This is a genomic window from Camelimonas lactis (assembly GCF_004342915.1).
GTDB classification, from domain to species: domain Bacteria; phylum Pseudomonadota; class Alphaproteobacteria; order Rhizobiales; family Beijerinckiaceae; genus Camelimonas; species Camelimonas lactis.
This window is the reverse complement of record NZ_SLWL01000003.1, coordinates 276,725-297,697: the sequence shown is the minus strand read 5'-3', so window position 1 is coordinate 297,697 and position 20,973 is coordinate 276,725. Positions and strand designations below refer to the sequence as shown.

Annotated in this window: 20 protein-coding genes; 14 read left to right on the top strand and 6 right to left on the bottom strand. The window is 67.3% G+C overall.

What is annotated here, in order from left to right; translation table 11 throughout:
• Positions 1 to 171 precede the first annotated feature (171 nt).
• The 10 genes from EV666_RS05845 (at position 172) to grpE (ending at position 10,729) form a co-directional block, all read left to right on the top strand.
• Complete coding sequence (locus EV666_RS05845; RefSeq protein ID WP_132004460.1) at positions 172 to 408, top strand: Lrp/AsnC ligand binding domain-containing protein; 237 nt, start codon at positions 172 to 174, stop codon at positions 406 to 408.
• Positions 409 to 454: 46 nt separating this feature from the next.
• Positions 455 to 1,633 carry a glycosyltransferase gene (locus EV666_RS05840; protein WP_132004457.1) on the top strand — a complete coding sequence of 393 codons (1,179 nt, stop codon included), beginning with the start codon at positions 455 to 457 and terminating at the stop codon, positions 1,631 to 1,633.
• Positions 1,630 to 2,316, top strand: a complete 687-nt coding sequence (locus tag EV666_RS05835) for a class I SAM-dependent methyltransferase (protein WP_132004454.1) — start codon at positions 1,630 to 1,632, stop codon at positions 2,314 to 2,316. Before EV666_RS05840 ends, EV666_RS05835 begins: the two co-directional genes overlap by 4 nt.
• Before the next feature lie 152 nt (positions 2,317 to 2,468).
• Positions 2,469 to 3,059 carry a Fur family transcriptional regulator gene (locus EV666_RS05830; RefSeq protein WP_245514236.1) on the top strand — a complete coding sequence of 197 codons (591 nt, stop codon included), beginning with the start codon at positions 2,469 to 2,471 and terminating at the stop codon, positions 3,057 to 3,059.
• Between the two features lie 23 nt (positions 3,060 to 3,082).
• On the top strand, positions 3,083 to 4,276 hold the full coding sequence (gene hemW / locus EV666_RS05825; protein ID WP_132004451.1) for a radical SAM family heme chaperone HemW: 1,194 nt from the start codon (positions 3,083 to 3,085) through the stop codon (positions 4,274 to 4,276).
• 378 nt (positions 4,277 to 4,654) lie between these two features.
• A complete protein-coding gene (gene rsmI / locus EV666_RS05820) occupies positions 4,655 to 5,524 on the top strand; it encodes a 16S rRNA (cytidine(1402)-2'-O)-methyltransferase (protein ID WP_245514254.1) in 870 nt (289 codons plus the stop codon).
• A gap of 15 nt (positions 5,525 to 5,539) precedes the next feature.
• Positions 5,540 to 5,953, top strand: coding sequence for a YraN family protein (locus EV666_RS05815; protein WP_132004445.1), 414 nt, complete (start codon positions 5,540 to 5,542; stop codon positions 5,951 to 5,953).
• Positions 5,954 to 6,210: 257 nt separating this feature from the next.
• On the top strand, positions 6,211 to 7,152 hold the full coding sequence (gene gshB, locus EV666_RS05810; RefSeq protein WP_132004442.1) for a glutathione synthase: 942 nt from the start codon (positions 6,211 to 6,213) through the stop codon (positions 7,150 to 7,152).
• A 75-nt stretch (positions 7,153 to 7,227) separates the two neighbouring features.
• Positions 7,228 to 10,047, top strand: coding sequence for a [protein-PII] uridylyltransferase (locus EV666_RS05805; RefSeq protein ID WP_245514235.1), 2,820 nt, complete (start codon positions 7,228 to 7,230; stop codon positions 10,045 to 10,047).
• Positions 10,048 to 10,069: 22 nt separating this feature from the next.
• Positions 10,070 to 10,729 (top strand): nucleotide exchange factor GrpE, encoded by a 660-nt coding sequence (gene grpE / locus EV666_RS05800; RefSeq protein WP_245514234.1) that lies wholly within the window; start codon positions 10,070 to 10,072, stop codon positions 10,727 to 10,729.
• 135 nt (positions 10,730 to 10,864) lie between these two features.
• Here the strand turns inward: grpE and ispG are convergent, their stop codons facing one another.
• Entirely contained in the window at positions 10,865 to 12,169 is a 1,305-nt protein-coding gene (gene ispG, locus EV666_RS05795; protein WP_132004643.1) for a flavodoxin-dependent (E)-4-hydroxy-3-methylbut-2-enyl-diphosphate synthase, read from the bottom strand.
• Between the two features lie 409 nt (positions 12,170 to 12,578).
• Here ispG and EV666_RS05790 point away from each other — a divergent pair, with 409 nt between their 5' ends.
• Positions 12,579 to 13,055 (top strand): DUF2852 domain-containing protein, encoded by a 477-nt coding sequence (locus tag EV666_RS05790; RefSeq protein WP_132004436.1) that lies wholly within the window; start codon positions 12,579 to 12,581, stop codon positions 13,053 to 13,055.
• A gap of 73 nt (positions 13,056 to 13,128) precedes the next feature.
• Here EV666_RS05790 and EV666_RS05785 read toward each other — a convergent pair whose 3' ends face one another.
• Both EV666_RS05785 and rph read right to left on the bottom strand, forming a co-directional pair.
• Positions 13,129 to 13,788 carry a non-canonical purine NTP pyrophosphatase gene (locus EV666_RS05785; RefSeq protein WP_132004640.1) on the bottom strand — a complete coding sequence of 220 codons (660 nt, stop codon included), beginning with the start codon at positions 13,786 to 13,788 and terminating at the stop codon, positions 13,129 to 13,131.
• A 20-nt stretch (positions 13,789 to 13,808) separates the two neighbouring features.
• Positions 13,809 to 14,525: a ribonuclease PH gene (rph, locus tag EV666_RS05780; RefSeq protein ID WP_132004433.1), complete on the bottom strand. Its 717-nt coding sequence runs from the start codon at positions 14,523 to 14,525 to the stop codon at positions 13,809 to 13,811.
• Positions 14,526 to 14,742: 217 nt separating this feature from the next.
• Between rph and hrcA the strand changes: the two genes are divergently transcribed.
• Entirely contained in the window at positions 14,743 to 15,816 is a 1,074-nt protein-coding gene (gene hrcA / locus EV666_RS05775) for a heat-inducible transcriptional repressor HrcA (protein ID WP_245514233.1), read from the top strand.
• A 16-nt stretch (positions 15,817 to 15,832) separates the two neighbouring features.
• On the opposite strand, the gene EV666_RS05770 is transcribed toward hrcA, so the two are convergent.
• The gene (locus EV666_RS05770) at positions 15,833 to 16,381 is read right to left on the bottom strand and encodes a GNAT family N-acetyltransferase (RefSeq protein ID WP_280990826.1); all 549 of its coding nucleotides are present in this window, start codon (positions 16,379 to 16,381) and stop codon (positions 15,833 to 15,835) included.
• A 313-nt stretch (positions 16,382 to 16,694) separates the two neighbouring features.
• Here EV666_RS05770 and EV666_RS05765 point away from each other — a divergent pair, with 313 nt between their 5' ends.
• Together EV666_RS05765 and lepA are read left to right on the top strand one after the other, a co-directional pair.
• Positions 16,695 to 17,501: an SDR family oxidoreductase gene (locus EV666_RS05765; RefSeq protein ID WP_132004427.1), complete on the top strand. Its 807-nt coding sequence runs from the start codon at positions 16,695 to 16,697 to the stop codon at positions 17,499 to 17,501.
• Positions 17,502 to 17,767: 266 nt separating this feature from the next.
• Entirely contained in the window at positions 17,768 to 19,573 is a 1,806-nt protein-coding gene (lepA, locus tag EV666_RS05760; RefSeq protein ID WP_132004424.1) for a translation elongation factor 4, read from the top strand.
• Positions 19,574 to 19,761: 188 nt separating this feature from the next.
• Here lepA and EV666_RS05755 read toward each other — a convergent pair whose 3' ends face one another.
• Both EV666_RS05755 and msrB read right to left on the bottom strand, forming a co-directional pair.
• Positions 19,762 to 20,151, bottom strand: coding sequence for a hypothetical protein (locus EV666_RS05755; RefSeq protein ID WP_132004422.1), 390 nt, complete (start codon positions 20,149 to 20,151; stop codon positions 19,762 to 19,764).
• Between the two features lie 291 nt (positions 20,152 to 20,442).
• On the bottom strand, positions 20,443 to 20,844 hold the full coding sequence (msrB, locus tag EV666_RS05750) for a peptide-methionine (R)-S-oxide reductase MsrB (protein ID WP_132004634.1): 402 nt from the start codon (positions 20,842 to 20,844) through the stop codon (positions 20,443 to 20,445).
• Positions 20,845 to 20,973: the final 129 nt, after the last annotated feature.

The following is a 20,973-nucleotide window of genomic DNA, read 5'->3' as shown; positions in this document are numbered from 1 at the left end:
TTGATGCGTTTTCCAGGCGAAGCGGAACCTGCTTCACCGGACAACGTTCTGGCGCGTCCTCTCGTGAAAACTGCTTCACGGATGATGCGCCAGCCCTTTGTATTGACGCATTTTCTTTACGAAAAGCGGGCAGCCGCTTTTCCCGAAAATGCTCCAGCGTGAGCGGCGCCCATGCAGACCTTCTTCGTCCAGATCAAATGCAAGCTTGGCCAGACCTACGCCGTGGCCAGCGCCCTCGCCGACCGCGAGATCGCCTCGGAAATCTATTCGATCGCTGGCGATTTCGACATTATCGCCAAGTTCCACGTGGATCGGGACGTGGACATCGGCCATTTCGTCGCCGAACAGGTGCAGCCGATTCCCGGCATCGCCGACACGCGCACGCTCATCACCTTCAAGGCGTTCTGACATCGCCACAACCCGGGGAGCAGCGCCCCGTCCACCCGCGATGCCCATGACCGTCGACAGCGTTCCCCACGCAGACGGCGCGCCCGTCGGGCGCGCGCCGTTGCTCGCCTTCCTGATCACCGAGGACTGGTTCTTCGCCTCGCATTTCCTGCCGATGGCGCGGGCGGCGCGGGAGATGGGCCTCGACGTGATCATCATCACACGCGTGCGCGAACACCGCGCCGCGCTGGAGGCGACCGGCGCGCGCGTCATCGCCCTGGAGGCCGAGCGCAGGAGCCTGAACCCGCTCGCGGTGCTGGCCAATGTGGCGCGCCTCACCGCCATCCTGAAACGTGAGAAGCCCGACATCCTGCACATGGTGGCGCTGCGGTCGATTCTGGTCGGCGGCGCAGCGGCGCGGCGCGCTGGCGTGGCCCGCCGGGTGTTCGCCCTGACCGGCCTCGGCTTTCTCGGCGCCCGCAAGGATGCGCTGGGGACCCATGCGGCGCGGGCGATCCGCGCCCTCGTGCGCGGGCCGCTGGAAAACGCCAGGACCCGTTACCTGTTCGAGAACCCGGACGACGCCGCCGGCCTTGATCTGGCGCCGGACGATCCGCGCGTGGTGATTGTCGGCGGCGCCGGCGTCGATCCGGAGCAGTTCACGCCCGCGCCGCAGCCCGGAGGCCCGACGCTGCGCGTCGCCGTGGTGGCGCGGATGCTGTGGTCGAAGGGCGTCGATCTGGCGGTGGAAGCGACGCGCCTCGCCCAGGCGCGCGGCGCCGACGTCGCCCTGTCGCTCTACGGCGCCCCCGACCCCTCCAACCCGCGCGCCATTCCTGAGCAGACGCTGCGTGAGTGGAACGCGCGTCCGGGCGTGACCTGGCATGGCCGCACCAGCGATATTGCCGGCGTCTGGCGCGATCATCATGTGGCGCTGCTGCCATCGCGCGGCGGCGAGGGTCTGCCGCGCACCCTGCTGGAGGCGGCGGCCTGCGGGCGCGCCATCGTCACCACCGACGTGCCGGGCTGTCGCCTTTTCGTCCGCGACGGCGTCGAGGGTTTCATCGCCCCGCCGGACGATGCGGCGGCGCTGGCGGATATTCTCGTGCGCCTTGCCGGCGACCGCGACCGCGTTCTGGCCTGTGGCGCGGCGGCGCGGGAGCGCCTGCTTTCCGGCTTTACCGAACGGCACGTGATGGCGCGCGTCAAAGCCATGTACGCCGACCTGCTGGACGCCCGACCATGATCGACGACCACGACGCCTTCATTCGCGCCCACACCGCCGTCACGCCGACTCCACACGCCCCGGAGATTTCGCTGCATCTCGCCACCGAGGCGACGGAGTTGTGGAGGAAAACCGAAGAAGAGCTGGGCGAGATCGGCCTGCCGCCGCCATTCTGGGCCTTCGCCTGGGCCGGCGGCCAGGCGCTGGCGCGTTATATTCTCGACCGCCCTGAAACGGTAGCCGGCAAACGGGTTCTGGATTTCGCCTCCGGCTCCGGCCTGGTGGCGATCGCCGCCGCCCGCGCCGGCGCGGCCCATGTGGAGGCGGTGGACATTGACCCGTTTTCCGCCAGCGCCATCGCCATCAACGCCAGGCTGAACCGGGTTTCCGTCGGGGTGCGGACCGACAACCTGCTCGGCGAGCAGCGGGACGGGGTCTGGCCCGCCACGGACTGGCGCGACGACGGCTGGGACGTCGTGCTCGCCGGCGATATCTGCTATGAGCGCGATCTGGCGGCGCGGGTGATCGGCTGGCTGGAAGCGCTGGCCGGGCGCGGCGCCAGCGTGGTAATCGGCGATCCGGGGCGCAGCTATCTGCCAAAGACCCGCCTTTCGCAGGTCGCCGTCTATGAGGTGCCGGTAACGCGGGAGCTGGAGGACAGCGAGGTGAAGCGCACCTGCGTCTGGCGGCTGCGCCAGAACTGAGACGCCTTCGCCAGACATGGACCAGCGAACAACGCATCCACGCCGGTCGGGCGCTGCGGCGGACCCGCCGGAACGGACCTGCGGGTTGCGCCAGGGGACGCCGGCGCCCACAATATGAACAAGGCGACGGAGGGTTCGCCAGGATCAGGATCATGACCATCAGGCACGCGCAACAGGGCGCCCACCAGCACGGCGACCATGGCCACCATGACCACGGCCAGCACGCGCACGAGCGGCATGATCACGCCCATTGCGCCCATGCCGACGCGCGCCGCAGGCAGGCGCCCATCGCCATGGCTGAGGCTGACCGGTTGTGCCGGGAGCGCGGCGTGCGGCTGACCGAACTTCGCCGTTCGGTGCTGGCGGCGCTGTATGAAACCCACCGGCCCCTGGGCGCCTATGATCTGGCCGAAATCCTGGCTGGCCAATCCGGCAAACGGATTGCCCCGGTCACCGTCTACCGGGTGCTGGAGTTTCTGACTGGTCAGGGGTTCGTTCACCGGCTGGTGACGCGCAACGCCTTCATCGCCTGCCCGCACCAGCACGACGCCGGCGACGTCACCGTGTTTCTGATCTGCGCCCGCTGTGGCGGGGTTGATGAACTGGAATCGCCGGCGATCAACGCCGCGATCGGCGACCTGCTGGCGACATCAAAATTCACGCCGGCGGCGAAGATCGTCGAGATCGACGGCGTCTGCGCCCATTGCCACGGATCGGCCAGCGCGCCGGGCGGCGCGGCATAACGCATTCAGGCCCACACCGCATCATGCACCAGTCCTCCGCCATTCAGGCTTCCGCCGTTCCGGCGCGCGCGCCCTTTGACGCCGGTTTCGGCGTGTACGTGCACTGGCCGTTCTGCGCCTCCAAATGTCCCTATTGTGACTTCAACAGCCACGTGCGCCGGTCGCCGGTGGACGAGGCGCGTTATGTGGCGGCGTTCAGGACAGAACTGGCGCATCGCGCCGCCATCGCCCCGGATCGCACGGTGACCAGCATCTTCTTTGGCGGCGGCACCCCGTCCCTGATGCAGGGCGCGACCGTCGGCGCCATCCTTGACGCCATCGCCGCCCTGTGGCCGGTGGCGCCGGACGCGGAAATCACCCTGGAGGCCAACCCCACCAGCGTCGAGGCCGGCCGGTTCCGCGATTACCGCGCGGCCGGAGTCAACCGCGTGTCGCTCGGCGTCCAGGCGCTCAACGACCCTGACCTGAAACGGCTTGGCCGCCTGCACAGCGCGGAAGAAGCGCTGGCGGCGGTGCGCGTGGCCGGGGACATCTTCGAGCGCTACTCGTTCGACTTGATCTACGCCCGCCCGCAGCAGACCGCCGGGGCCTGGCGGGCAGAGCTGGAGCAGGCGATTTCGCACGCCGTCGAGCACCTGTCGCTGTACCAGCTGACTATCGAGCCTGGCACCTGGTTCGACCGGCTGTATCGCGCCGGCAAGCTGACGACGCCGGACGAGGATCTGGCGCGGGCGCTGTGGGACGTGACCCAGGAGGTGTGCGACCGCCACGGCATGCCGGCCTATGAGGTGTCGAACCACGCCCGACCGGGCGCGGAAAGCCGGCACAACCTGGTTTACTGGCGCTATGGCGAATACGCCGGCGTCGGTCCCGGCGCCCACGGCCGACTGGTCGGCGCGGACGGACGCCTGGCCATGGCCACCGAACTGGCGCCAGAAAAATGGCTGGAGCAGGTGGAGCGCCAGGGGCACGGCCTGACCGGGGCCGAACGACTGACGCCCGAAGCCCAGGGCGACGAATATCTGGTTATGGGCCTGCGTCTCGCCGAGGGAATCGTCCCCGCGCGCTATGCGGCCCTCGCCGGCCGTCCCCTTGCCGCCAGCCGTATTCGCGACCTGACGGAGCTTGGTCTGCTCCGCGCCGAAGGCGAACGGCTGGCCATCACCCCCGCCGGTTTTCCGGTGCTCAACGCGGTGATCAGCCAGCTGGCCGCGTAAGGTTTTTCCGGTATTTTCCTCCCGGTATTTCCGCCGGGTATTCTCCCGCCAGTTTTAATTTCTGGCATCTGCTATCGACTGCAGATTATCGCCGCCGCGACCGCCCCATGCAGCGGCGTTTTCAGGGGCGACGTGCTATGATGGCGACGCCGCTTTCGTCTGAATGGCGAAAGCAGCGCATTCTGGTTTGGCGCATTTTCTTCCGGCGAAGCCGTCTCGACTTCGCCGGAAACTGCTTTGAAGCGTGAGGCGGCGGGGGGCTGGACAATGGCTGATATGCTCAAACACCAGCGGCCGGAGCAGGAGCAGCGACGGCAGGGCGCGCATGGCGGCGCTTCGCGGCGCGAGGCGCAGCCGTCCCGCTTCACGGCTTTCGGCATGGCGGCGGAGGTCGAGCCCATCGCGCCGGGGCTGCATCTGGTGGCGACGCCGATTGGCAACCTGAAGGACATCTCCTTCCGCGCCCTGTCGACGCTGGCCGCCGCCGACGCCATCCTCGCCGAGGACACCCGCGTCACCCGCGTGCTGCTGGCGCATTATGGCGTGACCACGCCGCTGCTGAACTATCACGAACACAACGCCGCCCAGATGCGCCCGAAGATCATGGCGCGGCTGGCGGAGGGGCAGGCGCTGGCGCTGGTGTCCGACGCGGGCACGCCGCTGGTGTCGGACCCCGGCCACAAGCTGGTGGAAGAGGCGCTGGCGCAGGGCCACGCCGTCACCACCGCCCCAGGGCCCTCGGCGGTGCTCACTGGCCTCGTGCTCTCCGGCCTGCCCATGGACGCCTTCTTTTTCGGCGGCTTCCTGCCCACAAAACAGGCGGCGCGCAAACATCGTCTGCTTGAACTGGCGAATGTGCCAGGCACGCTGGCGTTCTTCGAATCGCCGCAGCGGGTCGGCGACATGCTGGCGGACGCCGCCGCGGTGCTCGGCGACCGACCCGCGGCCGTGGCCCGCGAACTGACCAAGATGTTCGAGAACGTGCGGCGCGGCCGGCTCAGTGAACTGGCGGCGCAGTACGCGCAGGAGGGGCCGCCGCGCGGCGAGATCGTAGTGATGATCGGCGGGCCAGACCGGGCTCAGGCCGCCGCCGACGCCGGCGCCACGGTCGACGACCGCCTGCGCGCCCTGCTGCCGGCCCATTCCATGAAAGAAGCGGTGGCGCTGGTGACGGCGCAGACCGGCCTGCCGCGCAAGGAGGTTTACGCCCGCGCCCTGCTGCTGGACCGCCCTGACGGCGACGGCTGAGCCGGTCGCCAGCCGATGCATGGTCGCCAGCGCCCGGAGCACAATCGTCATCTGGCCAGCGGCGCGCGGGGCAACCGCGCCGAAACCATGGCGGCGTGGCTGTTGCGCCTGAAAGGTTACCGCATCCTGGCGCGGCGATTTCGCGCCGGGGCCGGAGAAATCGACCTGATCGCCGCGCGCGGCGACGTCATCGCCTTTGTCGAAGTGAAGGCGCGACGGCGCAGGGATGACGCGGCGATCGCCATCACGGCGGACAAGCAGCGGCGCATCGCCAGCGCCGCCCGCATCTGGCTGGCGCGCCATCCGGCATGCGCGGATCGCATCCTGCGGCTGGACGCCGTGTTCATTGGCGAACTGTCGTGGGGCGGGCTGCGCGACGCTTCGGCCTGGCCGCAGCACCTCAGCGACATCGCCCCGCTGGCCCTATAGGACGCATTGCAGAACACCGATACGCGCCATTGCGCCCGGAGCCTTCGCCGCCATAGATTGACCGACGCCGGACCTGGCGGACGCCAGCCGCCGGCATGAGGAGCAACCGTCTCTGGCCCATTGACCGGAGCCGGTTCTCGCGCCGCCGGAGTGGTCCGCAGCCAGACGGACGCGCCAGGCCTCCGGCATCCTGATTTGTCGCGTTTCCGGCGAAGCGAGGTTCGCCGCGCCCGGAAACGCCATGAGACGAGGCCCCCATGGTCCTGAATGTTGCGGTCCAGATGGACCCGATCGAGCGCATCAACATCACCGGCGACTCCACCTTCGCCATGCTGCTGGAAGCGCAGACCCGGGGACACCGGCTGTTCTACTACACGCCGGATCAGCTCTCGATGCGCAATGGCGAAGTCAGCGCGCCGATGCGCGCGTTGCAGGTGCGTGACGTGGCGGGCGACCATTTCACCGTTGGCGACGCGGAGCGCACGCCGCTGGAGCAACTGGACGTGGTGCTGATGCGTCAGGACCCGCCGTTCGACCTGGCCTACATCACCGCGACGCACCTGCTGGAGCGCGTTCACCCCAGGGTGCTGGTGGTCAACGACCCGGCCGAGGTGCGCAATGCGCCGGAAAAGATTTTCGTCACCCATTTCCCGCAGCTGATGCCGCCAACCCTCATCAGCCGCGACAAGGCGGAGATCGAGGCGTTCCGTCGCGAGTACGGCGCCATCGTCATGAAGCCGCTGCACGGCCACGGCGGCGCGGCGGTGCTGCGGGTGCTGCCGGAAGACCCGAATTTCGGCTCGATGTTCGACCTGTTCTCGGTGACGTTCCGTGAGCCGTGGGTGATCCAGCGCTTCCTGCCGGAGGTCACCCAGGGCGACAAGCGCATCATCCTGGTTGAAGGCAAGGCGCTGGGCGCGGTCAATCGGGTGCCCGCCGCCAATGACATCCGCTCCAACATGGTGCGTGGCGGCGCCGCCAACGCCACTGAACTGACCGAACGGGAGCGCGAGATCTGCGAGACCATCGGGCCAGAGCTGGCAAGGCGCGGCCTGATCTTCGTCGGCATCGACGTGATCGACGGCAATCTCACCGAAATCAACGTCACCTCGCCCACCGGCATCCGGGCAATCCGGCGCATCGGCGGCCCGGATCTTGCTTCGGCCATGTGGGACGCCATCGAGACGCGCCGGGCCTGACGACCAGGCCTGGTCCGCCAGAAATGCATGGTCCGGCGCGGCCAGTCCCGCACCGCGACGTCATGGAGTTTTCGCTTGAACCAGGCCGCTGAAACCACCGCCATTCCCGCCCTGTCCGACGCGCCGGCGCACAGGGAGGCGCTGACTGACGCCGTGATGGCGCTGGCCGACGCCCATGGCGACGACCTGGACGGACTGCGCCGCGCCCTGCTGGCCCTGCTGAAGCAGACGCTGGCGGAGGGGCGCGCGGCGGCGCGGGCCAGGCTGCTGGAGGAGCGCGACGGCCTGCGATGCGCCCGCCGCCTGTCGTGGCTGATGGATTCGGTCGTGCAGGCGCTACATGCGGTGTTCACCCGGCGGTTCTTCCCGGTCAGCAACCCATCCACCAGCGAGCGGCTGGCGATCGTCGCCACCGGCGGCTATGGCCGGGGCGCGATGGCGCCCGGCTCCGACGTCGACCTGCTGTTCCTGACGCCGTGGAAGCCGACGCCGTGGAGCGAGAGCATCGTCGAGGCCGTGCTCTACCTGTTGTGGGACCTGAAGCTGAAGGTCGGCCACGCCACCCGCTCCATCGATGAGTGCATCCGTGAAAGCCGCGGCGACCTGACGATCCGCACCTCGGTGCTGGAGGCGCGGCTGGTGGCTGGCGACGCGGCGCTGTTCGAAGAGATGGCGCGGCGGTTCGACGCCGAAGTGGTGGAGGGCACGGCGGCGGAATTCGTCGAGGGCAAACTGGGCGAGCGCGACGCCCGCCTGCGCCAGCTGGGCGCGGTGTCGCGCTATGTGGTCGAGCCCAACGTCAAGGAGGGCAAGGGCGGCCTGCGCGACCTGAACACGCTGTTCTGGATCGGCAAATATGTCTACCGGGTCCGCGACGCGCGCGAACTGGTGCGGGCCGGGCTGTTCCTGCGCCAGGAATATGCGCGCTTCAACGAATGCGAGGAATTCCTGTGGCGGGTGCGCTGCCACATGCATTTCATCACCGGCCGGGCCGAGGAGCGGCTGTCGTTCGATCTGCAGCCCCAGGTGGCGGCGGAACTCGGCTACACCGATCACGGCGCCCTTTCCGGCGTCGAGCGCTTCATGAAGCGCTACTTCCTTATCGCCAAGGACGTGGGCGACCTCACAGCCATCGTCTGCGCCGCCATGGAGGCGCAGCACGCCAAGAAGCGGCCGATGCTCGACCGTTTCATGAAGCGGCTGAAGCCGGTGGCGCGGCTGAAATCCGCCGATTTCCTGCTGGAAGGCGATCGCCTTACCGTCCGCTCCGAGGATGTGTTCCGCAATGATCCGGTCAACCTGGTGCGGCTGTTCTCGCTGGCGCAGCAACACAATCTGGCGCTGCACCCCCACGCCAGCCGCCTCGTCACCCGCTCGCTGAAGCTGATCACCAGGGCGATCCGGGAAGACAGGGAAGCCAACCGGCTGTTCCTCGGCGTCCTGACCTCGAAAAATTCACCGGAAGCGGTGCTGCGCGCGATGAACGAAACTGGCGTGCTCGGCCGGTTCATCCCGGAATTTGGCCGGGTCGTCGCGATGATGCAGTTCAACATGTATCACCACTACACGGTGGACGAGCATCTGCTGCGGGCGGTTGGCGTGCTGGCCGAGATCGACGCCGGGCGCATGCAGGACGAGCATCCGGTGTCAAACCGCATCATCGGCACGCTGCAGCACCGGCGCGCACTGTATGTGGCGGTGTTCCTGCACGACATCGCCAAGGGCCGGCCGGAGGACCATTCCATCGCCGGGGCGCGCGTCGCCCGGCGGTTGTGCCCGCGCCTTGGCCTGACGCGCGCGGAAACCGAGCTGGTCGCGTGGCTGATCGAGCACCATCTGCTGATGTCGATGACCGCCCAGAGCCGCGACCTCGCCGATCCGGTGACCATCGACACCTTCGGCCAGGTCATCCAGACGGTGGAGCGCCTGAAGCTGCTGATGATCCTGACCGTCGCCGACATCAAGGCGGTGGGACCGGGCGTCTGGAACGGCTGGAAGGGCGAACTGCTGCGGACGCTGTATTTCGAGACCGAAAGCTACATCACCGGCGGCCACGGCGACACGGCGCGCAGCGAGCGCATCCGCAACGCCCAGGAAGCGCTGCGGGCGCTGTTGCCTTCGTGGGACGACGCCACGTTCGAGGCCTACGCCGCCCGGCACTATCCCGCCTACTGGCTGAAGGTGAACCCGGAGCGCAAGGCGCGGCAGGCGGAGCTGTTCCGCAGGACCGCGGCGGACGGGCACACCACCGCCACCGCCGTGGTCACCGACCAGTTCCGCGGCGTCACCGAACTCACCGTGATGGCCCCGGACCACCCGCGCCTGCTGGCGATCATTACCGGCGCCTGCGCGGCGGCGGGCGGCAATATCGTCGACGCGCAGATTTTCACCACCGCCGACGGCATCGCCCTCGACACGATTTTCATCTCGCGCGCCTTCGATGAGGACGCCGACGAACTGCGGCGCGGCGAGCGCATCGGCGAGGCCATGGTGCGGGCGCTGAAGGGCGAGGTGAAGATCGCCGATCTGGTGGCGGCGCGCGGCTCGAAAACCCGGACGCGGCCGTTCCGGATTGATCCGGAGGTCATCATCGACAACAGCCTGTCGAACCGTGAGACGGTGCTGGAGATCTCCTGCCTGGACCGCACCGGCCTGCTCTACGACCTGACCACGGCGATCGGCGGCCTCAACCTGAACATCTCGTCGGCGCACATCGTCACCTTCGGCGAGCACGCGGTCGACACCTTCTACGTCACCGACCTGACCAACGCCAAAATCGTTGCGCCGTCACGTCAGGCGGCCATCCGCCGCCGGCTTCTGGAGGTTCTGAAAACGCCGTCCGCGGCGGGGCCCCAGGGCCAGCGCAAAACGGGCGTCCGCACAGCCGCGCCTTGATTTTGCGGACAGGTCATCTGATATGGCTGTCAATTCCTTTTCCCTTTTCAACCAGCCGGGTGACATGAACCAGAAGCCGAATGAAGACCGGGACGACCCGGTCGCCACGCCAGATCAGGCAACTCCTGCTTCCCAGGAAACCGGCGCCGCCGGGGCGCAACGTGACCCGGGCGAGGTGATCGCCGCGCTCGCCGCCGAGAACGCCGAGCTGAAGGACAGGTCGCTGCGCGCCCTGGCGGACGTCGAGAACATGCGTCGCCGCACCCAGAAGGAAGTGGCCGACGCCCGCGCCTATGGCGCGACCAACTTCGCCCGCGACATGCTGACCGTCGTCGACAATATCAGCCGGGCGCTGGAAGCGGTGCCGGAGGCGGACCGCGCCGGCCTGGACGAGCGGACGCGCGGCCTGGTGGAAGGCATTGAGCTGACCCAGCGCGACATGCTGAAGACCCTGGAGCGGCACGGCGTGAAAATGATCTCGCCGCTGGGCGAGCGCTTCGATCCCAACCTGCACCAGGCGATGTTCGAGGCGCCTGATGCATCGGTGCCAAACGGCACCGTGGTGCAGGTGCTGCAAGTGGGCTTCACCATCGCCGACCGGGTGCTGCGCCCGGCGCTGGTGGGCGTGTCCAGGGGCGGGCCGAAAGCCGGCGCCGAGGCGCCGCAGACCGGCAACGCCTGAGGAACAAGGAGCGGGCGCGCCCGCGTCACGAACAGGCATCCTGGCCCGGGGCGTTTGCTCCGGGCCTTTTCGTTGCCCTGACGAAACGCCGGCTGGCGCCTGCGCCATATCAAACGACGGGTGATCGCCGGCCGGTCAGCCCGAATGTCTCCGGGAAACCGCGCCGGCGCCGAAACGCTGCTCGATATAATCCTCGACCATGACGCGGAAATCCGCGGCAATGCCCGGGCCGCGCAGGGTGGTAGCCTTGGCGCCGTCAATGAATACGGGCGCCGCCGGGCTCTCGCCAGTCCCCGGCAGGGAAATGCCAATGTCAGCGTGCTTGGATTCGCCTGGACCGTTCACGATACAGCCCATCACCGCCACATTGAGATTCTCGACCCCCGGATAGCGCTGCTTCCACAGCGGCATGGAGGTGACGATCCAGTCCTGGATGTCGCGGGCCAGCTCCTGGAACACGGTGGAGGTGGTGCGGCCGCAGCCAGGACAGGCGGCCACCAGCGGCACGAAGGTGCGGAAGCCCATGGTCTGGAGCAGTTCCTGGGCGGTGCGCACCTCAACCGTGCGGTCGCCGCCCGGCTCCGGCGTCAGCGAGAAGCGGATGGTGTCGCCAATGCCTTCCTGCAACAGGATGCCGATGGCGGCGGACGAGGCGACAATGCCCTTGCTGCCCATGCCCGCCTCGGTGAGGCCGAGGTGAATGGCGTAATCGGCCCGCCGCGACAGCTCGCGGTAAACGGCGATCAGATCCTGCACCGCCGAAACCTTGGCCGACAGGATGATGCGGTCGCGGCCCAGCCCCATCTCCTCCGCCCGTTCGGCGGAGCGCAGGGCCGACTGGATCATCGCCTCGCGGGTGATGGCCCGGGCGTCGCGCGGCGTGGCCGACACGGCGTTCTCGTCCATCAGCGCCGTCAGCAACTCCTGGTCCAGCGAGCCCCAGTTGGCGCCAATGCGCACCGGCTTGTCGAAACGCATGGCCATTTCGATAATGGCGCCGAACTGCCGGTCGCGCTTGTCCCTGAAGCCGACATTGCCCGGGTTGATGCGGTATTTGGCCAGCGCCTCGGCGCAGGCGGGATGATCAGCCAGCAGCTTGTGACCGATGTAATGGAAATCGCCGACCAGCGGCACGGTGACGCCGATGCGCGCCAGCCGGTCGCGGATGCGCGGCACGGCGGCGGCGGCCTCGTCACGGTCAACGGTGATGCGCACCAGTTCCGAACCGGCGTGGGCGAGCGCCGCCACCTGGCGCACGGTGGCGTCGATATCCGCCGTGTCCGTATTGGTCATCGACTGGACGACGATGGGCGCGCCGCCGCCGACCTGGACGTCGCCGACCATGACGCCAACGGTGGGCCTGCGCGGCGCGGGGCCGGCGATATCGGTGTCCTGCGGCGCGTGGACGGCGGCAGGGCAATCTGACGGAGAGGTCGGCAACGGGGCGATGGTCACTGCGTTGTCCTGAATGGCCGCCCCGGAAGCGGGCGCCGGGCTGCTGCTGGTGGCCAGCCTTATAGCGCCAAAACGGCCGTCCGCACAGGGCGGGACGCCGGAGAGGCGCCCTGGCGGCGGAAGCGCAGGGGCCAGATACGGTTTTACGGAGCAGCCAGCGCCCCCGTGCGCCAGGACACATGCCCGCGCTTTCCTTGCCCCTGCGTCAATCGTCCGGCAATGTTTTTTGAAATCAACGCCTTGAAACGGCCTTACGCCGTTTCGATGTTAGATGGAACGGACCGGGGAGCAGCCGCTTTCCGGAGCGATCCGATGCTGATGGCGCGCTGTCCGGCAGGATGAACGGCGCGCCGCGGCGCTGGTTTTGTCCCTGGATTCTGCCCTGGAGATGAAGATGTCCAACACCGCCTCGACCTCCACCACCTCGCCCCCGTGGGATGGCGCGCGGGCCGGCGGCAAATGCGGCCGCGGCCCCAGGCGCGCGCTGGAAATCGTCGGCATTGTCTTTGCCTTTATCTGGTTCTGGCCGCTCGCCCTCGCCTATATCGCCTGGAAACTGATGGGGTATCCCGTGCCAAACGAAGTCCGCGCGTTCATGGAGCGCAATTTCACACATCTCGGCGATTTCCCGTTCGGCAACAGCAATCGCGGCGCGCAGCCGCGTCCGTCCAGCGGTCCCACCGGCAACAGTCACTTCGATGACTATCGCCGCGCCGAGATCGAGCGCCTGGAGGCGGAGCGTCGTCGCCTGGATGACGAAGTGCGGGAATTCGGCGAATTCGTCGAAGAGCTGAAGCGCGCCAAGGACCGCGAGGAGTTTGACGCCTACATGCGCAAACGCCGCGCCATGAGCCCGACGACCGAGGCCTGACGCGCAACACCGCCAGACACCGCAAAAGAAAAGCCCGGGCGCGCGCCCGGGCTTTTTCGTTGGTCCAGAGCCGTCAGGCTTTCTGCAGCAGCGCTTTCGCCAAGGTGACAAAGGCGCGGGCGCGGTGCGACAGGCCGCCGGCGCCGCCTTGCGCCGCTGCATCCCAGTCGACGCTGTGCTTGGCGTCGGAGTCCATTTCGCCGAACGTCAGTTCATGACCGTCAGGTCGGAAGATCGGGTCATAACCAAAACCGCGATCGCCGCGCGGCGGCCAGACCAGGTCGCCGAACACGCGCCCCTCAAACAACGCCTCGGCGCCATCCGGCCAGGCCACCACCAAAGCGGAGACGAAATGGCCGCGCCGGCCATCATCTGGACCAACGCCGCGCAGGTTCAGCTCATCGTTGATGCGCGCCATGGCGCCGGGGAAATCCTTGGAAGGACCACCCCAGCGCGCCGAAAAAATGCCCGGCGCGCCATCCAGCGCCGCGACGCAGATACCCGAATCATCGGCCAGCGCCGGCAGGCCGGAGGCCTTCGCCGCCGCATGAGCCTTGATCGCCGCGTTCTCGGCGAAGGTGGTTCCGGTCTCCTCCGGCTCCGCCAGGCCAAGCTCGCCCGCCGACACCGCCGCGACGCCGAACGGCGCCAGCAGTTCGCGCATTTCCACCAGCTTGCCGGGGTTGTGGGTGGCGATTACCACCTTGCCCGAAAGGCGCCGCGCCGCATTCATCGGGGTGCTCATCTGGGCGCTCACTGGCCGACCGCCTGCTTTTGCAGCGCGACGAGGCCATTGGCGCCGACGCGGGCGAGACGCAGCAGTTCCAGCAGCTCCTCGTCACTGAACGGCTTGCCCTCGGCCGTGCCCTGCACCTCGACGATGCCGCCAGAACCGGTGAGCACGAAATTGGCGTCAGTCTCGGCGGTGGAATCCTCTGCATAATCGAGATCGAGCACCGGCGCGCCCTGCACGACGCCGCACGACACGGCGGCGACGTGGTCCTTCAGCGGATGGGTGTTGATGATCGAGCGGGCGCGCATCCAGGCGATGCAGTCGTGCAGCGCGACCCAGGCGCCGGTGATGGCGGCGGTGCGGGTGCCGCCATCGGCCTGGAGCACGTCGCAATCGATGGAAATCTGCCGTTCGCCAAGCGCCGGCAGATCAATCACGGCGCGCAGCGAACGGCCGATCAGACGCTGGATTTCCTGGGTGCGGCCGGACGGTTTGCCAGCATTGACCTCACGCCGGGTGCGTTCGGCCGTGGCGCGCGGCAGCATGGAATATTCCGCCGTGACCCAGCCCCGGCCCTGGCCGCGCAGCCAGCCTGGGGCGCGATCCTCGAGCGAGGCGGTGCAGAACACATGGGTTTCGCCAAAACGCACGAGGCAGGAGCCTTCAGCGTAGCGCGCCACGCCGCGCTCCAGCGTGACCTTGCGCATTTCATCAGGGGCGCGTTTTGAGGGGCGCATCTGTCTGTCCTGGGTTGTGTGGATTCAAATGTCGGTCTGAGACGTCGCACAGAGCTATAGCGGTCCGGACGCGAGGCGGTAAGCCCCTGAACCGGCTTCAACGGCGGGTGGTTTCGCGCCCGGCGGCGGCGCGGGGCTGCCTCTGGCAAGGCGAACGGCTGCCAGCTACATTATATGAATGGGGACAGGGGTCCGCATGGACAGGAGCGCGACAGCATTGGGGCCATTTCAGGAAAGGGGCGCGCAAACGGCCCTGAACGAACGGTCTCGCGAGATTTTCCGCCAGATCGTTGAAAGCTATCTGGCCACGGGCGAGCCCGTTGGCTCGCGCAACCTGTCGCGCATTATTCCCATGCACCTGTCGCCGGCTTCCGTGCGCAACGTCATGTCCGATCTGGAGCACGCCGGACTGATCTACGCGCCGCACACCTCGGCCGGCCGCCTGCCAACCGAAACCGGCTTGCGGTTTTTCGTCGACGCCATGCTGGAAACCGGAAGCCTGGCCGATGATGAGCGCCGGCGCATCGCGGCGGAAATGCGCGCCGCCGCCGCGGACAATCCGCTCGACGCCGCCCTCGCCCAGGCGACGCAACTGCTGTCGGGCCTGTCGCGCGGCGCCGGCGTGGTGCTGACCACCAAGACCAATGCCCGGCTGCGGCAGATCGAATTCGTGCGGCTTGGCCCCCAACGCGGCCTTGTGGTGCTGGTGAGCGACGACGGCAACGTGGAGAACCGGTTGCTCGACCTGCCGGCCGGTCTGCCTTCGTCAGCACTGGTGGAAGCAGCAAATTTCCTCAACGCCCGCATCAGCGGCCGCACCCTGGACGAGTTGCGCCAGGACGTCGCCGCCCAGCGCACGGCCATGGAACGCGAACTGGACACGCTGACGGCGCGGCTGGTGGAAGCCGGGCTGGCCACCGCCATCGGCGGCTCATCGGACACGCGCCAGCTCATCGTGCGCGGCCAGGCCAATTTACTGGAAGACGTGAGCGTCGGCGCGGACCTGGAGCGCATGCGGCTGCTGTTCGCGGACCTGGAGACGCAAAAGGACGTGATCGATCTGCTGTCCCGCGCCGAAGACGGCGAAGGCGTCCGCATCTATATCGGCTCCGAGAACCAGCTGTTCTCGCTTTCCGGCTCCTCCACCATCGCCGCGCCGTTTCGCGACGCGGAGGAGCGCATCGTCGGCGTCATCGGCGTGATCGGCCCGACGCGACTGAACTACTCGCGCATTATCCCCATGGTCGACTATACGGCGCGGGTGGTGTCACAGCTTTACCGGCGGCGGTAAGGCGGGGCCGCGCGGTTCAGTCCCCCGACAGGATTTTCTGCATCCACAGCAGATCGAGCCAGCGGCCGAACTTGCGGCCGACCTGGGGCATCAGGCCGGTTTTCTCAAAACCGAACGCCGCGTGCAGGCGGATCGAGGCTTCGTTATCGGCGGCGATGGCGCCAACCATGACGTGCTTGCCGCAGGCGCGGGCCGCGTCGATGAGCGGCGGCATCAACGCCCGGGCGACGCCACGCCGGTGAAACTGCGGCCCCACATAGACCGAGTGTTCCACCGTGGCGGCGTAGCCGTCGAAGTGGCGGAAATCGCCGAAAGTGGCGTAACCGGCGACCACGCCGCCGGCCAGCTCGGCCACCAGAAACGGATAGCCACGCGCCGCGCGCTCCGCCATCAGCGCCAGCCGGTTGTCGAGGGAAGCCGGCGTCTCAGTCCAGACGGCGGTGGTTTCACGCACCGCGTAATTGTAGATGTCGAGAATGGCGGGCGCGTCCGCCGTTGTGGCCGCCCGCACTTGCGGCGCTTCCGGCATTGCCGCCATGCCTTTTATCGCCGGATCGCCCGTCATCGCCTGCTCCCTCCGCCATCGCGCCGGCCATCTGCCTCCGGTCCGCGCCATCGTGCAAGAGTCATTTGTGCAAGAGTCATTCCGCAAGCAGTCATTCCGCAAGCGCCTTTCTGTAAGAACGGCATGCGATCATGGGCCGGAGGAAAAACGACCGGGGCTGGCCCGCCAAAAAACCCATGCCGACGGGCAAGGGGACGTAAACGGGCTTGAACCCTGCCCGCCGAGCAGCGAACATTGCCGCCGCCAACAAAGCCGATAAGAGACGGCCCATCGCCCGACGCAAAATTCGCGGGGCGCCCGGGCGGGAGGATACATGAGCGGACTGTTTTCACTCGAAGGTCGCGTCGCGCTGGTCACCGGCGGCTCGCGCGGCATCGGCAAGATGATCGCGCGCGGCTATATCGACAGCGGCGCGAAGGTCTACATCACCGCCCGCAAGGCCGCCGCCTGCGACGCCACGGCCGCCGAGCTGTCGCAGAACGGCGGCCAGTGCATTTCACTGCCTGGCGACATCTCCACCGTGGAAGGCGCCCGGGCGCTGGCGCAACAGATCGCCGAACGAGAGGACAGGCTCGACATTCTGGTGAACAACGCCGGCGCCGCATGGGCGGCGGCGTTCGACACGTTTCCGGAGAGCGGCTGGGACAAGGTCATCGACCTCAACCTGAAAACGCCCTTCTTCCTGACCCAGGCGCTGGCCCCGTTGCTGCGCAAGGCAGCCAGCGCCGAACAACCGGCGAAGGTCATCAACATCGCCTCCATCGACGGCATTTTTGTCAATCCGCTGGAGACCTACCCTTACGCCGCCTCGAAGGCCGGCCTGATCCATCTGACCCGACGCATGGCGGCGCAACTCATCGCCGACCATATTGTCGTCACGGCCATCGCGCCCGGCCCGTTCAGCTCCAACATGAACACCGCGGCCCGCGACAGCGCCGAGGGCGTGGCCAGGCGCGTGCCCGCCGGCCGCATTGGCAATGATGACGACATGGCCGGCGCCGCCATTTTCCTGGCGTCACGCGCCGGGGACTATGTGGTGGGCTCGACGCTGACCGTCGACGGCGGCGTCGCCTTCGCCCGACCCGGTTTTGAGGGCGAGAGCTGGTCCGAGGACGGCTGAGGCGTTTGCGGCCACGGCGCGCGGATCGGAAGGCAGTGCGCGACGGCTCCGGTTTGGCCGGATCGCGCGCTGGCGGATAACCCCGGCCCGCCCGGACGGAATTGCCGTAACCATTTGCCGTTCCACCTTTCGCGGGCGCGGCGCGCAGGCGATGAAGCAGCCCTTGGCGAAGCAGCCCAAGGCTGGTATTGCCCATGCAAAGGCCATCGAGCCCCGCATTGCCGGCCGGCGCGTTTGCCGCCGGGACAGCCGCCCCCAGAGAGAGCATGGCGACGCATCCCTTTGACAACATTCGCAACTTCTCGATCGTTGCGCATATCGACCATGGCAAATCCACGCTGGCGGACCGGTTGATCCAGGAAACCGGCACGGTGGCGGCGCGCGACATGGGCGAGCAGATGCTCGACTCGATGGATATCGAGAAAGAGCGCGGCATCACCATCAAGGCCCAGACGGTGCGGCTGGAGTACCGGGCGCAGGATGGCCGCGACTACATCCTCAACCTGATGGACACCCCCGGCCACGTGGACTTCGCCTACGAAGTGTCGCGCTCCCTGGCCGCCTGCGAGGGCTCCATCCTGGTGGTCGACGCCTCCCAGGGCGTCGAGGCGCAGACGCTGGCCAACGTTTATCAGGCGCTCGACGCCAACCACGAGATCGTTCCGGTCCTGAACAAGATCGACCTGCCCGCCGCCGAGCCCGAACGCGTCAAGGAGCAGATCGAGGACGTTATCGGCATCGACGCCTCGGAGGCGATCCCGGTGTCGGCCAAGACCGGCCTTGGCATTCCCGACGTGCTGGAAGCCATCGTAAAAAGGCTGCCGCCGCCGAAGGGCGACGAAACCGCGCCGCTGAAGGCCATGCTGGTCGACAGCTGGTATGATTCCTATCTCGGCGTGGTCGTGCTGGTGCGGATCATCGATGGCGTGCTGAAGAAGGGCATGACCATCCGCATGATGGGCTCAGGCGCCAACTACGGCGTCGACAAGGTCGGCGTGTTCCGCCCGAAGATGACCGACGTGGCCCAGCTCGGTCCCGGCGAGGTCGGTTTCTTCACCGGCTCGATCAAGGAAGTGGCCGACACCCGCGTCGGCGACACCATCACCGAGGAGCGCCGCCTGACGGCGGAAGCCCTGCCCGGCTTCAAACCGGCGCAGCCTGTGGTGTTCTGCGGCCTGTTCCCGGTGGACGCGGCCGATTTCGAGAACCTGCGCGCCGCCATGGGCAAGCTGCGCCTCAACGACGCCAGCTTCTCCTATGAAATGGAAACGTCGGCGGCTCTGGGCTTCGGCTTCCGCTGCGGGTTCCTCGGACTGCTGCACCTGGAAATCATCCAGGAACGGCTGGAGCGCGAGTTCAATCTCGACCTGATCTCGACGGCGCCGTCGGTGGTTTACAAGCTCAACATGGCGGACGGGACGCAGATCGAGCTGCACAATCCGGCCGACATGCCCGACGTCATGAAAATCTCGTCGATCGAGGAGCCGTGGATCCGCGCCACCATCATGACGCCGGATGATTATCTCGGCGCCATCATCAAGCTGTGCCAGGACCGGCGCGGCGAGCAGGTGGATCTGAACTATGTCGGCAAGCGCGCCATGGTGGTTTACGACCTGCCGCTGAACGAGGTGGTGTTCGACTTCTACGACCGGCTCAAATCGGTGTCGAAGGGTTACGCCTCGTTCGACTACGCCATTTCCGGCTACCGCCAGGGCGACCTGGTGAAGATGTCGCTGCTGGTCAACGCCGAGCCGGTGGACGCCCTGGCCATGCTGGTGCACCGCACCCGGGCAGAAATGCGCGGCCGCGCCATGTGCGAGAAGCTGCGCGAACTGATCCCGCAGCACCTGTTCCAGATCCCGATCCAGGCGGCGATTGGCGGCAAGATCATCGCCCGCGAAACCATCCGCGCCCTGCGCAAGGACGTGACGGCGAAGTGCTATGGCGGCGACGCCTCGCGCAAGCGCAAGTTGCTCGACAAGCAAAAAGAAGGCAAAAAGCGCATGCGCCAGTTCGGCAAGGTGGAGATTCCGCAGGAAGCCTTCATCGCCGCGCTCAAGATGGACGAGTAATCCCTGCGCCATCAGGCGCATGACGCTGACGTTACAGCTTCATGCGCCGTTCCCGGCCGCCCCCCTGATACCAGAAGACCGGGACGCGGCGGACATGCAGGGTGGCGCGCGCCATCGTTTCCCGGTGAGAGAGGCCGGCAGGCTTTCTGGCGCGGGCGCAAACAGGGCGCCATGGCGCGCCACCGGGCTCAACCCGCAGAACGCGCCAGCCAGCTCAATTCTTCCTCGGTGAGATCATCCTCCTCCCGCGAGCCCTCCGGGATTGTGGCGAACGTCCCGGTAAACCGGCTGTCGCCCAACGGGAGTTGATGCGCCGGGGCCCCGTCGGCCAGATTGTCGTCATTCCTGATCACCCGGTCAGGAAGCGCCCGCGGGAGAGGCGCTGGAGAGGCGCTGTCTGGCGCTGGCTGGAAAGCGGCCAGTTCCTGACGGAAGCCGGACATCGCAGCTTCGGGAATCTCGACGATGATCGGATCAACGGATGCAAACGCCGGACGCAACTCCAGCACGACGCGCCCTTCCTGCCACCGCAACACTTTCAGCTCGCGCACAGGAATGCGCATGTCAAAATTGCTCAATGATTCGCCCCCCGGAATGGCGTGCGGACGCAATCGGCAAATAAAGGTCCCGCGTCCCGCCTCCCCCTCAAACGCGCAAGAGCCGGAAAAGTTCACGAGGTTTTTGCCGCACGGAACATCGCTGGCCGGTGGAGCCGCCTGAAAGGCGTGCGCAACACGCCTCCCCCGGCGCGATCCAATGGGTGTTGCCGGCCATGCATGTTCCCCGGGGCATCCGGGCGGAAGGCCCACGCGGGAAAACAGCGGCGGCGCCGTCATCCCCTGGGCAGATGGGTCCGCTACAATCGTGCGTCAGTCCGGCACGAAGACGGTGGCGACGCCATTTATACAGTACCTCAGGCCGGTTGGCGGCGGACCATCAGGAAAAACGTGGCCAAGGTGGCCGCCACAACTGCTGCAATGGACTTCTGTACGCACCATACCATGGCTTTCGTCCTGGCTCAGTTCAATAGAATCCGGCTCGGGACTGTCGAAACTTGGCCATCCTGTGCCGCTGTCAAACTTTTTTGCCGATGAGAACAATTTTTGGCCGCATCCGGCGCAGACAAATGCGCCGTCTCGCGTCTCATGGAGCAAGGCGCAACTGCCTGGTCGCTCCGTGCCGTGGCCGCGCAGCACGGCGTACTGTTCGGGGGTCAGCCGGCGACGCCATTCCGCGTCGGTGTGCTGGACGGGATAAACTTTGTCCTGCATGGACATGGATTGAACTCCCTTGCCTGTTTGCCTGATCAGCCCCTCCCGGGGCAACTGCACCAAGGAGGCCCGGATATTGCCTGGATCGCAGCGCCGGCATTTTGCACGCTCCGGAACCCGGCCCCACCC